The organism is Mycobacterium paraffinicum (assembly GCF_001907675.1).
Taxonomy (GTDB): Bacteria; Actinomycetota; Actinomycetes; order Mycobacteriales; family Mycobacteriaceae; genus Mycobacterium; species Mycobacterium paraffinicum_A.
Map to the genome: position 1 here is coordinate 1 of NZ_MPNT01000008.1, position 14,371 is coordinate 14,371.

Genomic DNA, 14,371 nt, shown 5'->3' on the forward strand with positions numbered 1-14,371 from the left:
TGCCTGAGGTCCAGGTGCCCGCCCCGGCGCCGGCGGCCCCCGCTCCGGTCCCGGTGCCCGAGGCCCCGGCGCCCGCCCCGATTCCGGTGGCGCCGGCTCCGGCCCCGCCACCCGCGGTGGCCCCCATTCCGGTGCCGATCCCGCTGCCGATTCCCGGCATCGGCGGGCCGGTCATCGGTGGGCCCCCCGGAGGCGGCTTCGGGCCGCCGCACGGCGGCGGCGAGGAGGGGCCGCGCGGCGGTGGTGGTGGCGGCGGAATTCCCGGGCTTCCGGGCCTCGGCGGCGGCCACGGCGGCTTCGGCGGTGGTCACGGAGGTTTCGGCCGCCGCTAGTCCGGACGGCAGACCACCTGTCATCCGCCGTTTGCCCCCCGCTCAGCCGGGCGATGCAGTTCGCTCATCGCGGCGACCTACACCGGTTGTATGCGATGCACCGTTTTCGGCACCGGCTACCTGGGCGCCACCCACGCCGTTGGAATGGCGGAACTGGGACACGAGGTCGTCGGGGTCGACATCGACCCCGGCAAGGTCGCCAAGCTCGCCGGCGGTGACATCCCGTTCTATGAGCCCGGGCTGCGCAAGCTGCTGACCAAGAACCTGGCCGCGGGGCGGCTGCGGTTCACCACCGACTACGACATGGCGGCCGAGTTCGCCGACGTGCACTTCCTCGGCGTCGGCACGCCGCAGAAGAAGGGCGAGTACGGTGCCGACCTGCGCCACGTGTACGCCGTCATCGACGCGCTGGTGCCGCGGCTGACGAGATCGTCGGTGCTGGTGGGCAAGTCGACCGTCCCGGTGGGGACCGCGGCCGAGCTGAACCACCGCGCGGCCGGGCTGGCGCGGGACGGCGTCGAGGTCGAGGTCGCCTGGAATCCGGAGTTCCTGCGCGAGGGTTATGCGGTGCACGACACGCTGCACCCCGACCGCATCGTGCTTGGCGTGCAACAGGATTCGATGCGCGCCGAGGCGGCGGTGCGTGAGCTGTACGGCCCCTTGCTCGCCGACGGCGTGCCGTTCCTGGTGACGGACCTGCAGACCGCGGAGCTGGTCAAGGTGTCGGCCAATGCCTTTCTGGCGACGAAGATTTCGTTCATCAACGCCATCTCCGAGGTGTGTGAGGCCGCCGGCGCCGACGTCAGCGTGCTGGCCGACGCGCTCGGCTACGACCCGCGGATCGGCCGCCAATTCCTCAACGCCGGTTTGGGTTTCGGCGGGGGTTGCCTGCCCAAGGACATCCGCGCCTTCATGGCCCGCGCCGGCGAATTGGGGGCCGACCAGGCGCTGACGTTCCTGCGTGAGGTCGACAGCATCAACATGCGCCGGCGCACCCGGATGGTGGAGCTCGCCAGCGCAGCGTGCGGCGGCTCACTGCTGGGCGCCAACATCGCGGTGCTCGGTGCGGCGTTCAAGCCCGAATCCGATGACGTGCGCGACTCGCCCGCGCTCAACGTCGCCGGGCAGCTGCAGCTCAACGGCGCCGCGGTCAACGTGTATGACCCCAAGGCGCTGGACAACGCGCAGCAGCTGTTCCCGACGTTGAACTACGCGGTCTCCGTCGAGGAGGCCTGCGACCGCGCCGACGCGGTGCTCGTGCTCACCGAGTGGCGGCAATTCGTCGAGCTCGACCCCGCCGACCTGGCCGACCGCGTGCGGGCCCGGGTCATCGTCGACGGCCGCAATTGCCTCGACGCCGCCCGCTGGACGCAGGCTGGCTGGCGGGTGTTCCGGCTGGGCGCCCCGCGGCCCTGAGGGCCTCCCGGGGCCGAGCGTCACGCCAGCGTGGCGCTGACCCGCGAATGCCACGCTGGCGTGACGTTCGGCGCGAAGCCGGCGAGTAGCCTGACCGGCGTGGACTATGCCGGCGCATTCCTCGACGAGAACCGCGCATTTTCGGAGTTTTTCCGCGATGCGGACCCGTCCACGCCGGTGCCGACCTGCCCGGGGTGGGACCTGAACCAGCTGCTGCGCCACGTCGGTCGCGGCGACCGCTGGGCGGCGCAGATCGTGCGCGAGCGACTGCAGGAGTTTCTCGACTTCCGGTCCGTCGAAGGAGGCAAGCCGCCGCCCGACCCGGCCGACGCCGTCTCCTGGCTGCAGGGCGGCGCACAACGGCTGGTCGACGCCGTCGAGCTGACCGGCGTGGAAACACCGGTGTGGACCTTCCTCGGGCAGCGCCCGGCGAACTGGTGGGTCCGCCGCCGCCTGCACGAGGTCGCCGTGCATCGGGCCGACGCGGCGATCGCCCTGGGAGCGCAGTTCACGCTGGCCGCCGAGATCGCCGCCGACGGAATCACCGAATGGCTCGAGCGGGTCGCGATCCAGGCCGGCGCACAGGGGGCGCCGCTCCCAATCGAGGACGGCGACACCCTGCACCTGCACGCCACCGACCCCGGGCTCGGCGAGGCCGGCGAGTGGACGATCGGCGTCGAGGCCGGGCGCATCACCTGGTCGCACGAGCACGGCAAGGGCACCGCGGCGCTGCGGGGCGGGGCGACCGAGCTGCTGTTGGCCATCCTGCGCCGGGTGCCGCTCGGCGACACCGGCGTCCAGCTGTTCGGCGACGAGGCGGTGTGGCAGAACTGGCTGGACCGTACCCCGCTCTAGCCACGGGTCCACACGGTAACTTGCACACCATGACCACTTCGGAGATCGCCACCGTCCTGGCATGGCACGACGCGCTCAACGCTGCCGACCTGGAAACCCTGGTGGCCCTGTCCAGCGACGACATCGAGATCGGTGACGCGCACGGGGCCGCGCAGGGCCATGAGGCGCTGCGCCGGTGGGCCGCTGCCCGCCGCGACACGGCCGAAATCGGGCGGATGTACGTGCACGACGGTGTCGTGGTCGTCGAGCAGAAGGTGAGCGCCCAGGACGATCCCGGCGCCGTGACGACCGCCGCGTCGGCGTTCCGGGTGGTCCACGACCATGTCACGTCCGTGTTCCGGCACGGCGACCTGGCGTCCGCGCTGGCGGCCACCGAACTCACCGAATCCGACCTCGTCAGTTAAGCGTGGAATAGGGGAGCCACTCATGCGCGGCATCATCTTGGCCGGCGGCTCGGGCACCCGCCTGCACCCGATCACCGTGGGCATCAGCAAGCAGCTGTTGCCGGTGTACGACAAGCCGATGGTCTACTACCCGCTGTCCACGCTGATGATGGCCGGGATCCGGGACATCCTGGTGATCACCACCCCGCACGACGCGGCGGGCTTCGAGCGGCTCCTGGGCGACGGCTCGCAGTTCGGGATCAACATTTCCTACGTGACGCAGGAGCGGCCCGACGGCCTGGCCCAGGCCTTCGTCCTCGGCGCCGACCACATCGGCAACGACTCGGTGGCTTTGGTGTTGGGGGACAACATCTTCTACGGGCCCGGCCTGGGCACCAGCCTGAGTCGCTTCCAAACCATCAGCGGCGGAGCGGTTTTCGCCTATTGGGTGGCCAACCCGTCGGCGTACGGCGTGGTCGAGTTCAGCGACGACGGTATGGCGCTGTCGCTGGAGGAGAAACCCCAGACGCCGAAATCCAATTACGCGGTGCCGGGTTTGTATTTCTACGACAACGACGTGATCGAGATCGCCAAGGGCCTCAAGAAGTCGGCGCGCGGCGAGTACGAGATCACCGAGGTCAACCAGATCTATCTGAGCCGGGGCAAGTTGTCGGTCGAGGTGATGGCCCGCGGGACGGCCTGGCTCGACACCGGAACGTTCGACTCGCTGCTGGACGCCAGCGACTTCGTGCGGACGCTGGAACGGCGGCAGGGACTGAAGGTCAGCGTCCCCGAGGAAGTCGCGTGGCAGCAGGGCTGGATCACCGACCAGCAGCTGGCCGAGCGTGCCCATACCCTGCTCAAGTCCGGCTATGGCGGTTATCTGCTGGATCTGTTGGAGCGGAGCCGGTTTCACTAGGCTTGGCCAGCGCGGCGGCGATTGCCGTCGTCAGCGGCACCGACAGCGCCAGCGCGATGCCGCCCACCGCGGACCGGGCGATCTCGATGGCCACGCTCTCGCCCGTCAGCACGTCGGTCAGCGAACGGTTGGCCACGCTGAACAGCAGCAGCAGCGGGAGCGAACTGCCGGCGTAGGCCAGCACCAGCGTGTACACGGTGCTGGCGATGTGGTCGCGGCCAACCCGAATGGCGCCCAGGAAGATCGCGCGCCGCGACCCGCCGAGGTGCGCCAGCTCGAACACCGTGGAGGCCTGGGTCACCGTCACGTCGTTGAGCACACCCAGCGACCCGATGATGAAGCCGGCGAGCAGCAGGCCGCTGATCGACACGTTGCCCAGGTACGCGCTGACGGTGGCGTTCTGGTCATCGGACAAGCCGGTCAGATGCGCCAGTTGGATTGCGGCCCACGATAATCCCGCCGCCAGCAGCAGCGACGTCAACGTGCCCAGCAGCGCGGCGCTGGTCCGCAGGCTCACGCCGTGGGCCAGATAGATGACCGCGTACAGGATCGCCGCCGCGCCCACCAGCGCCACCGGAACCGCGGGCGCGCCGTCACGCAGGGCCGGCAGCAGGAACCCCACCAGGACCAGAAACGCGACCGCGATACCCACCAGCGCGAGCAGCCCCCGCCAGCGGGCCACCGCCACGATCACCACCGCGAACGCGACGGCCAGGGCGATCAGCGACCAGCCGCGTTCAAAGTCGTAGAACGCGTAGCTGGTGGCGCCCTGATCGTCGACCTGGCGGACGAGCCGAATGTGGTCTCCCACCGCGAATTTGGGCTGACCGGGGCCGGGGGAGGACTCCAGCAACGTGTTGGCCCCGGTGTTGGGGCCGGAATCGATCGCCACCTGCGTCAGCACGCAGCGGCCCGCGCCCGGGGGCGCCGGCTGCGGCGCGGTGGTGAGGACCTGGCTGACCGACGGGCTGCCGCAGTCGCCCATGCCGCTGGACAGCACGTGCCCGGACTGGGTGCTCACCGCGCCGCCGGCGGCGTTCTGGAACGGCATCGGGATGTCGACGTGCTGCCGGCTGGGCCACAGCGCGATGGCGCCGCCCAGCACCGCCACCCCGATCACCACCAATAGCCCGACGACGATCCGGGCGGGCAGCGATTCAACCTGGGCCGGACCGGGTGGGCCATGCGAGTGGGAGTGTGTCACCCGGTCCACCGTAGAGGCGCCGGCTGCGAAGTTGCTTACTGGCGATAGCTGACCAGGAAGTTACCGAGCCGCTCGATCGCGGCGGCGAGATCGCGCGACCAGGGCAGCGTCACGATGCGCAGGTGATCCGGTGCCGGCCAATTGAATCCGGTGCCCTGGGTGACCAGGATCTTCTCCTGCAGCAGCAGGTCGAGGACTAGCTGTTCGTCGTCGGTGATGTCGTAAACCTCGGGATCGAGCCGGGGGAAGGCGTACAGCGCGCCCTCGGGCTTGACACACGACACTCCGGGAATCTCGTTGAGTTTCTCCCACGCGACGTCACGCTGCTCGAGCAGCCGCCCGCCGGGCAGCACCAGGTCTTCGATGCTCTGGTGGCCACCGAGGGCCACCTGAATCCCGTGCTGGGCGGGAACATTGGGGCACAGCCGCATGTTGGCCAGCAGGTTGATGCCCTCGATGAAGCTTTCGGCGTGGTCCTTGGGCCCGGTGATCGCCAGCCAGCCCGCGCGATAGCCGGCGACCCGGTAGGCCTTGGACAGGCCGTTGAAGGTGAGGCACAGCATGTCGTGCGCCAGCGAGGCCACGTTGATGTGCGTGGCGTCGTCGTAGAGGATCTTGTCGTAGATCTCATCGGCGAGTAGCAGCAGTTCGTGCTTGCGCGCCAGCTCGACCATCTGGGTCAGGACCTCGCGGCTGTACACGGCGCCGGTCGGGTTGTTCGGGTTGATGATGACCAGCGCCTTGGTGCGCTCGCTGATCTTGGACTCCAGGTCGGCGATGTCGGGCTGCCACGCCTGCGTCTCGTCGCACAGGTAGTGCACGGGCGTCCCGCCGGCCAGGGATGTCGACGCCGTCCACAGCGGGTAGTCCGGCGACGGGATCAACACCTCGTCGCCGTTGTCCAGCAGGGCCTGCAGCGTCATCGTGATCAGCTCGGAGACGCCGTTGCCCAGGTAGACGTCGTCGACGTCGAACCGGGGGAAGCCCTCGACCAGCTCGTAGCGGGTGACCACCGCCCGGCGCGCGGGCAGGATGCCCTGCGAGTCGGAGTAGCCCTGCGCGTACGGCAGCGCCTGGATCATGTCCCGCATGATCACGTCGGGGGCCTCGAAGCCGAACGGCGCCGGGTTGCCGATGTTGAGTTTGAGGATGCGGTGCCCCTCGGCCTCCAGCCGCGCGGCCTGCGCGTGCACCGGACCGCGGATCTCGTACAGGACGTCCTGAAGCTTGGACGACTGCGCGAAGACCCGCTGCCGGTGATGGCCGGAGGCGTGCAATGGCAGCTGGTGAGTGGTCACGTCCTTAATGGTGCCACCACTGTCCACCGAAATTTGCCGTCAAGCGACAAAATCCCAGGTCAGCGCTTGCCCGGCGGCCGGGCCCCGCGGGCGATGCCCAGGCCCTTCACCGGCTGCGCGGGCTGCTCCTGATCGCCGTCGGTTTGCTTTGCCGGCTCCGCTTTGGGCGCGGGCTCGGCCGCGGGCTGCGGGGCGGCCTCGGCCTTCGGCGCCTCGGCCTTGGGCGCCTCGGCGGCCGGCGCGGCCTTCTTCGCACCGGGGCGCTTGGCGCCCGCCGCGATGCCCAGGCCCTTGACGGGCGCCGCGGGCGCCTTGTCCTCGGTCTCCGGGGCGGCCTCGGCGGGCTGAGCCTCGGCCTTGGGTGCCTCGGCCTTGGGTGCCTCGGCGGCCGGTGCGGCCTTCTTCGCGCCGGGGCGCTTGGCGCCGGCGGCGATGCCCAGCCCCTTGGCCGGGGCGGCCGCGGGGGATTCCGCGGGCGCCTCCGCCTTGGCCTCGGCCTGCGCGGGCGCGGCCTTCTTGGCGCCCGGGCGCTTGGCTCCGCCGGCGATGCCCAGCCCCTTGGCAGGCGCGGCGGGCGCGGCGGGAGCGGAGGCCTCGGCCTTGCCGTCGCCGGCGGGTTCGGCCGCCTTCTTGCCGGGCTTCTTGGCGCCGCCGGCGATGCCCAGTCCCTTGACCGGCGCGGCGGGCGCCGCGGCGGCGGCCTCGGACTTCGGGGCCTCCTCGGCGGGCGCCTCCTCGGTCTCCTTGGCCGGTGCCTCGACCGTCGCGGTGGCCTTGGGTGCCTGTGCCGCTCGCTTCTCGGCTTCCTTTGCGGCGGTGCCCTTCTCCGGCAGCGTCGCCTTGTCGTACTCGAGGGAGCCGAGCAGCACCTGGGCGACGTCGAGCACCTCGACCCCGGTCCGGCCGGCCTCCTCGGAGCGGTCGTTGACACCGTCGGTGACCATCACCCGGCAGAACGGGCAGCCGGTTGCGATCGTGGACGCCCCGGTGGCCAGGGCCTCGTCGACGCGCTCGTGGTTGATGCGCTTGCCGATGTGCTCTTCCATCCACATCCGCGCGCCGCCCGCGCCGCAGCAGAAGCTGCGCTCGGCGTGGCGCGGCATCTCGGTGAGCGTCGCTCCCGCGGCCCCGATCAGCTCACGCGGCGCCTCGTACACCTTGTTGTGCCGGCCCAGGTAGCACGGGTCGTGATAGGTGATGTCCTGCGACACGGGGGTGACCGGCACCAGCTTGTTGTCGCGGATCAGCCGGTTGAGGAGCTGGGTGTGGTGCAGCACGGAGTAGTTGGCGCCCAGTTGCCGGTATTCGCGGCCCAGGGTGTTGAAGCAGTGCGGGCAGGTGACCACGATCTTGCGGTCGACGGTCTCGGTGCCCTCGAACACCCCGTCCAGCGTCTCGACGGCCTGGGCGGCCAGCTGCTGGAAGAGGAACTCGTTGCCCGAGCGGCGCGCGGAGTCGCCGTTGCAGGTTTCGCCGGTGCCCAGCACCAGGTACTTCACGCCGGCGATCGCCAGCAATTCGGCGACGGCCTTGGTGGTCTTCTTGGCCTTGTCGTCATAGGCGCCGGCGCAGCCCACCCAGAACAGGTACTCGTAGCCGTCGAAGCTGTCGACGTCCTCGCCGTAGACCGGGACGTCGAAGTCGACCTCGTCGATCCAGTTGGTGCGGTCGGAGGCGTTCTGGCCCCACGGGTTGGCCTTGGTTTCCAGGTTCTTGAAGAGCGCCGACAGCTCCGAGGGGAACTCGGACTCCATCATCACCTGATAGCGGCGCATGTCGACGATGTGGTCGACGTGCTCGATGTCCACCGGGCACTGCTCGACGCACGCGCCGCAGGTCACGCAGGACCACAGCACGTCGGGGTCGATCACGCCGCCCTGCTCCTCGGTGCCGACCAGTGGGCGGGTGGCCTGCTCGGGCCCGGAGCCCATCACGCGGCCGAAGCCCGACTCGGGGACGTGGTGCGCCTCGGCGTGCTTCTCGCCGGCCAGCTCCTCGCCGACCCCGCCTTCCGGGGTGTTCTCGAGGGGGCTCTCCTTGTCACCGAGGATGTAGGGCGCCTTGGCCATCCAGTGGTCGCGCAGGTCCATGATGACGAGCTTGGGCGACAGCGGCTTGCCGGTGTTCCATGCCGGACACTGCGACTGGCAGCGGCCGCACTCGGTACAGGTGGCGAAGTCCAGCATCGCCTTCCAGCTGAAGTCCTCGATCTTGCCGCGCCCGAATTCGGCGTCGTCGGGCGGGTTTTCGAAGTCGATCGGCTTGCCGTCGTGTTCCAGGGGCAGCAACGGCCCCAGCCCGTTGGGCAGCCGCTTGAAGATGACGTTGATCGGCGCCGTGAAGATGTGCATGTGCTTGGAGTGCAGCACGATGATCAGGAACGCCAGCATGACCGCGATGTGCAGCAGCAGGGCCGTCGTCTCGATGATCTCGTTGGCGGGCTGCCCGAGCGGACGCAGAATGGCGCCGAACAGCTGGGACAAAAAGGCGCCCTTGCCGTAGGGCAGCGTGCCGTTGTTGACCGCGGACCCGCGGACCAGCACGTAGGTCCAGACGACGTTGAAGATCATGAACAGCACCAGCCACGCTCCGCCGGTGTGGGAGCCGTAGAACCGGGATGAGCGGCCGATCTCGCGGGGGCTGCGCATCACCCGGATGATGGCGAAGGTCGTGATGCCCAGGAAGACGGCGGTGGCGAAGAAGTCCTGCAGGAAGCCCAGCGCGTCCCAGCGCCCGATGATCGGGATGTGGAAGTTGTCCTGGAAGAGCAGGCCGTAGGCCTCGATGTAGACCGTGAGCAGGATGAAGAAGCCCCACATGGTGAAGAAGTGGGCCAGGCCGGGGATCGACCATTTGAGCAGCCGGCGCTGCCCGAAGACCTCGGAGACCTCCGCCCAGATTCGCTTGCCGGGTTCGTCGGTGTGCCCCGGTGCGGGCCTCCCGGACGTGATCAGCTTGAACAGCCACAGGACGCGCCGGGCAGCGAGTGCGGCCACGACCAGCGTCATGCCCATGCCCACTATCAGTCTGATGAGCATCTGCGTCGTCACTGATGGTCTCCCCAATGCATCGTTGATTCAGCCTGCGATTTGTTTGCCTGCTCAGCCCTGCTCATAGTTGCATCTCCGCAGCTTCCGCCGCGAGAAAGGCTGCCCTAAGTTGGGGGCTCGTCGCCGCCCGTGGCCTGCTTCGTTAGTCCCCGCGCAGGGGTGTGACCTTCGTCGCCGTGACCTGCGCCACGGGGTCAGGGCCGGGGCTGGGGCACGAAGGGCGGCAGTAGCGGCCGAAAGCGGGTCGTCGTCGGGGGCGCTGCGGTGGTGGTCGCCTGCGACGTCGTGGGCGGCTGCGACGTCGTCGTGGGCGCGGCGGTGGTGGTCGTCGGCGGTTCGGTGGTGGTGGTCGTGGTCGGCGGCGGGGTCGTCGTGGTGGTGGTGGCCGGCGGCGGCTCGGACGACGTCGACGAGGGCGGTGGCGGGGGTGGGGGGACGACCGTCACGGTGGTGCTGTTGTCCGGCCCGGTGATGGTCACGGTTTGCGACGTTTGTGGCGGCGCCGGCGGGCTCGGGCTCGGGGTCGCGGGTTTGGGCGGGCTGGACTTCGTCAGCCCCAGGTTGATCGCCAACAGGACGGCCACCAGCACCGCCGCCGCGGCCCCGGCGACGGTCAAGACCAGCGCCGTGCGCTTGTACCAGGGCAGCCCGTCGGCCTGGGCCGGCGGGCGGTCGTCGGCGTCATCGTCGAAAGTCCTTGCCGCGCCGGCGTACTCGCCGGTGGCGTCCCGCCCGGTGTAGGGCACCGGTTCGTCCGCGCCGTCGGCGTCCTGGGACCAGGCCAGGGCGCCGTCCACGTCGGTGGCCCGGGCGGCCCACGCGGCCTGTGTCATGTCGATCCCGCCGGTGCCCACCATCTCGGTCGGCGTTTCCACGACGGCGCCCGCGGCGGTCGGGACGCCCGCCGACGCCTGCTGGTCGCCGAGCGCCGCCGCGCCGATGGCCGCGCTGAACGCGGGCTGCGGCGCGGTGTGGACCGGCACCCCGAAGCGCCCCGACAGCCGCGCGGTGAGCAGCGGGATGGCGGCGCCGCCGCCGGCCGTCGCGACTGCGGCCAATTGCGGAATCCCGTTGCGGCGCAACACTTCCTCGAGGGCATTGAGGAATCGGTCCAGCGGTTCGGAGATCAGCTGCTCCAGTTCGGCGCGGGTCAGCTGCCGGCCCGCGACCGAGGCGGTGGCGGCGGTGGACAATTGCTCCTTGGCGCGCCGGCATTCGCCGAGCAGGCGGCTCTGCGAACCGATCCGCACCGTGCTGCCCAGGTCGGCCATGGTGTCGTCCGAGGCCCGCAGGCGGTCGAGCACGAGTTGGTCGATTCCGTCGCCGGAGAGATCCGTGTAGCGCACCGACGGGCCGATGCGGGCGAAGTTGGCCCCGGCGTTCATCAGGCTGATGCTGGTGCCGCTGGCACCGAAATCGCACAGCGCGACGACGCCGGCGGTCGGGAACCCCGGCCGGCCGCGCAGCGCGGCGAGCGCGGCGGTGGCGTCGGACACCAGCACCGGGGCCACGCCGCCGCGGGCGAGATCCGGCTGGGCGAAGAACTCGTCGCGCAGCGCGGTGAACTGCGCGTCGGACCAATACGCGGGCACGGCGATGGTGATCGGTGTCCCGTAGCCGACGGTGCGGGCCATGGCCTCGATCGCCTCGACCGTCAGCACCTCGCCGAGGTACTTCGTCCCGTCAGGAGCGACCACGGGGGTCCGGTCGCCGACGCGCTCGACGAACCCGCGCAGCACCATCCCGTTCTCGGTCAGGTTCGGGTTTTCCTCGGGCAGGCCAACTTCGGTCGGCCGGTGCTCGAAGAGGGTCAACACGGCGCTGCGGACCACCGGGGCGGTTCCCGCGCGGGCCGCCACCAGGTTGGCCGCCCCAATCGACAGCCCGAGCGACTCGCTCATGCCCCGCACCCCACTTCCGATCGCCCGGTGGTCCTCACCCTAGCGGCCGGCGGGGTCAGCGTAGGCCCGGCGGGACCGTGATCACCGTGGGTACGCCCGGAATCGTGATCACCGACGGCACCTGGGGCACATGATGCCGATGTGTCGGCTCCTGCTGGCTGGGCTGGTGCGTGGGCTGCCCCGTCGGCTGCTGTGCCGGCGGCTCGACCGCGCTGCTGCTGCTCGGGGTCGTCGTCGTGGTGGTCGTCGGCGGGGTCGTGGTGGTCGTCGTCGTCGACGTGCTCGTGCTGCTGGTGCTCGGGGTCGGGCTGGTGCTCTGCCCGCCGTTCAGCAATTCAGTGATGCCGTAGACGATGAGCCCGATCAGGATCGCGACGAAAACCAGCCAGGCGATGAGCAGCGGCGGCTTGCGGTACCAGGGGGTGGGTTCGGTCTCCAGGTCGCCGAACGCTTCGGGCTGCTCGAACCCGTCGGGCGGGTTCACCGCGGGTTCGCCGGTGGTCGGCTGCTCGGCGACGCCGTAGTCGGCATGCCGGGTCGCCTGTTCGTGGAAGTCGTCGGGTGGGCCGTTGCGTGCCACGGCACCGATGGTACTGATGCCAGCTGCCAGCGTCCTGAGCCCTCGGCCGCAGGCGCCTCAGCTCCCACCGAGCGCATCCCGCACGCGGCCCCGCGCCCGATCGAGCCGGGCGGTCGCCTCGGCCGCGTCGACGCCCGCGAGCAGCGCGACGATCGCCGTCTTGGCGTGACCTCCCGCGGCGGCGAGCGCGGCGGTCGCGGTCTCCTCGTCGACGCCGGCCGCGTCGCGGACGATCCGCACCGCGCGGCGGCGCAGCTTCGCGTTGGTGGGCCGCACGTCAACCATCCGCGGGCCGTAGGCCTTGCCGAGCGCGATCATCACGCTCGTCGAGAGCGCGTTCAGCGTGACCTTCTGAGCCGTGCCCGCGGTCAGCCGCGTCGAGCCGGCCAACACCTCGGGCCCGGTCAACAGTTCGATCACCACGTCGGCCGATGCCTTGCCGCCGGGGTTGTTGACGATCGCGACCGTCAGCGCACCGGCCGCGCGCGCGTGTTCGAGCGCCCCGAGCACGTACGGCGTGCGGCCCGACGCGGTGATGCCGACGAGGGCGTCGGCGGCGGTCAGATCGGCGAGATCGGCGGGGTCGAACGCGTCCTCCGCGCCTTCGATCGCCTCGGTCAGCGCCGCCGGCCCGCCGGCGATCACGCCGCGCACGAGGTCGGTGCCGAACGTGGGCGCACACTCGGCCGCGTCGAGCACGCCGAGCCGCCCGGGCGTCCCGGCGCCGGCGTAGATCAGCCGGCCGCCGCGCTCGAGCCGCGCGGCGATCGCCTCGGCCGCCGCCGCGATTTCGGGGACCGCCGCCGCCACCGCATGGTGCGCCTCGCCCTCGGCGGCGACGAGCAGCGCGACGACTTCCCCGATGGGCCGCGCGTCGAGATCGTGTGTGCCCGGCCGCACGGCTTCGGTGGCGAGCGCGTCGAGGCCTTGCACCGCAATGGTTTTCGACGCCTGCACGCGGATCACGTGCGGCTCGTGGATCGCCGCCAGCCGCAGCGCCCCGTCGAGCGCGTCGCCGGCGGCCGGGACGGTGTCGAGCCGCTCCCGCAGCGCTGTGAACCCGGCCAGCCCGCCGACCATCGCGACCGGGCCGCCCCCGGCCGCGTGAGCGGTGGCGGCGAGCGCCTCGGCTGCGGCGGCGACGATCGCGCACGCCGTGGCATCGTCCCGCGCGGCGAGGACGTCGGGTGCGAAAGATGCGAGCGCGGCGGCGCCGGTGAGCCGCGCGGGCCAGGTCTCCGGCGCGCCGAAGCGGGCGCGGGCGGCGCCAAGCAGCGTGGTCGACGGCCCGCGGCCGTCGTGCGCGCGCCGCGCCGCGCGCAGCCCGGCGGCGCCGATCCACGCGCCGCCGCCCTCGTCGCCAAGCCACGGGCCCCAGCCGTCGACGGTCCGCAGCGCGCCGTCCGCGTCGATCGCGAGGGCCACGACGCCGGTGCCCGCGATCAGCACGACGCCCGGCTCCCCGTCCAGCGCGCCGGCGTGCGCGATCACGGCGTCGCTGGTCACCGCGACACGCTTCGCGCGCAGCGAGGCCAGCAGCGCATCGCCCAGCGTCCGCGCCGCGTCCGGCGCCGCCAGCGCCCCGGCCGCGCCCACGATCATCTCGTCGACCGGGCCGAAATCCCGTGCGACGGACAGGATCGCCGCCTCCGCGGCCCGCACACCGCCGGGCGCCGCGAGCCCCGGCGCGCCCGGCCCCTCAACCCTGCGGCCGCCCGCCGAGGCCCGGCACGACGTCTTGCCCAGGTCGACTGCGAGGATCACCGGACCCATCCTGCACCGGGGGCCGCCGATGCAGGACCTGGCCTCTAGAACGTGATGACCTTGTCGAGGCTGACGAACATGCCGTGGCGGGTGTGGTCGTTGGTGAAGCGGGTGCCGTCGGCGGTGGCGTTGATCGTCCAGCCGGCGGCGTTGTACGTCTTGTAGTCGATCTGCACTGTCGGGATGGCCCCCAGGTTGCCCAGCACCCACTGCACCTTGCCGGTGGAGTCCACGCTCACGCCGTTGGCGTGTTCGCCGTCCTGCAGGGGGGAGTTGGTGAACGGGGCCTCGCAGCCGACGGTGTCCTTGTTGATCTGGCAGCGGGTGCTGCCCGACTTGGTTTCGATGAAGACGTAACCGTTCTGGTCGGGCGGCAGCGGGATGGCGCCGGCCGGTGCGGTCGGGTTGGCGGGCGTCGTCGGGAGGCCGGGGGCCGGGCTGGCGGTGGGCGCCGGCGGCGCCGCCGATGGCCTGGGCGTGGGGAATGTGGGTTCGACCGGGCCGGCCCCCGGCGCGGCGACCGGCCGGCCGGCGACGGTGTTCGAACAGGCGTCGATCAGCGCCGGACTGACCAGCACGGGCGCAATCAGCAGGGACCCACCGGCAAGACTCCACCGTGCCCTTTGCGAAAACCGCACGCGCCACTCCCGATTATCAGCAATATTGCGA

12 protein-coding genes and 1 pseudogene are annotated in these 14,371 nt (G+C 71.2%); 5 read left to right on the forward strand and 8 right to left on the reverse strand.

Annotated elements, in window-relative coordinates; translation table 11 throughout:
- From BRW65_RS10790 to rfbA, 5 genes are all read left to right on the forward strand, one after another.
- A partial coding sequence (locus tag BRW65_RS10790) for a hypothetical protein (RefSeq protein WP_208611790.1) occupies positions 1 to 332 on the forward strand: 332 nt, incomplete at its 5' end.
- A gap of 90 nt (positions 333 to 422) precedes the next feature.
- Positions 423 to 1,748: a UDP-glucose dehydrogenase family protein gene (locus BRW65_RS10795; RefSeq protein ID WP_073874370.1), complete on the forward strand. Its 1,326-nt coding sequence runs from the start codon at positions 423 to 425 to the stop codon at positions 1,746 to 1,748.
- Between the two features lie 99 nt (positions 1,749 to 1,847).
- On the forward strand, positions 1,848 to 2,603 hold the full coding sequence (locus BRW65_RS10800) for a maleylpyruvate isomerase family mycothiol-dependent enzyme (protein ID WP_073874717.1): 756 nt from the start codon (positions 1,848 to 1,850) through the stop codon (positions 2,601 to 2,603).
- 29 nt (positions 2,604 to 2,632) lie between these two features.
- Positions 2,633 to 3,007: a nuclear transport factor 2 family protein gene (locus BRW65_RS10805; RefSeq protein WP_073874719.1), complete on the forward strand. Its 375-nt coding sequence runs from the start codon at positions 2,633 to 2,635 to the stop codon at positions 3,005 to 3,007.
- A 22-nt stretch (positions 3,008 to 3,029) separates the two neighbouring features.
- Entirely contained in the window at positions 3,030 to 3,905 is an 876-nt protein-coding gene (gene rfbA / locus BRW65_RS10810; RefSeq protein ID WP_073874372.1) for a glucose-1-phosphate thymidylyltransferase RfbA, read from the forward strand.
- Here the strand turns inward: rfbA and BRW65_RS10815 are convergent.
- From BRW65_RS10815 to BRW65_RS10850, 8 genes and pseudogenes are all read right to left on the reverse strand, one after another.
- On the reverse strand, positions 3,847 to 5,109 hold the full coding sequence (locus BRW65_RS10815) for a YibE/F family protein (RefSeq protein ID WP_073874721.1): 1,263 nt from the start codon (positions 5,107 to 5,109) through the stop codon (positions 3,847 to 3,849). The genes rfbA and BRW65_RS10815 overlap by 59 nt on opposite strands.
- Before the next feature lie 35 nt (positions 5,110 to 5,144).
- Entirely contained in the window at positions 5,145 to 6,434 is a 1,290-nt protein-coding gene (locus BRW65_RS10820; RefSeq protein WP_073874374.1) for a pyridoxal phosphate-dependent aminotransferase, read from the reverse strand.
- A gap of 32 nt (positions 6,435 to 6,466) precedes the next feature.
- Positions 6,467 to 9,457 carry a heterodisulfide reductase-related iron-sulfur binding cluster gene (locus BRW65_RS10825; protein WP_084187787.1) on the reverse strand — a complete coding sequence of 997 codons (2,991 nt, stop codon included), beginning with the start codon at positions 9,455 to 9,457 and terminating at the stop codon, positions 6,467 to 6,469.
- A gap of 194 nt (positions 9,458 to 9,651) precedes the next feature.
- The gene (locus BRW65_RS10830; RefSeq protein WP_073874376.1) at positions 9,652 to 11,358 is read right to left on the reverse strand and encodes an Hsp70 family protein; all 1,707 of its coding nucleotides are present in this window, start codon (positions 11,356 to 11,358) and stop codon (positions 9,652 to 9,654) included.
- A 55-nt stretch (positions 11,359 to 11,413) separates the two neighbouring features.
- A complete protein-coding gene (locus BRW65_RS10835; RefSeq protein WP_073874378.1) occupies positions 11,414 to 11,938 on the reverse strand; it encodes a hypothetical protein in 525 nt (174 codons plus the stop codon).
- Positions 11,939 to 11,995: 57 nt separating this feature from the next.
- Positions 11,996 to 12,871, reverse strand: coding sequence for an N-acetylmuramic acid 6-phosphate etherase (gene murQ / locus BRW65_RS32765; RefSeq protein ID WP_432206417.1), 876 nt, complete (start codon positions 12,869 to 12,871; stop codon positions 11,996 to 11,998).
- Positions 12,872 to 12,985: 114 nt separating this feature from the next.
- A pseudogene (locus BRW65_RS32770) lies at positions 12,986 to 13,711 on the reverse strand (BadF/BadG/BcrA/BcrD ATPase family protein); the annotation flags it as partial.
- A 35-nt stretch (positions 13,712 to 13,746) separates the two neighbouring features.
- Positions 13,747 to 14,295 (reverse strand): hypothetical protein, encoded by a 549-nt coding sequence (locus BRW65_RS10850; protein ID WP_432206418.1) that lies wholly within the window; start codon positions 14,293 to 14,295, stop codon positions 13,747 to 13,749.
- Positions 14,296 to 14,371 lie beyond the last annotated feature (76 nt).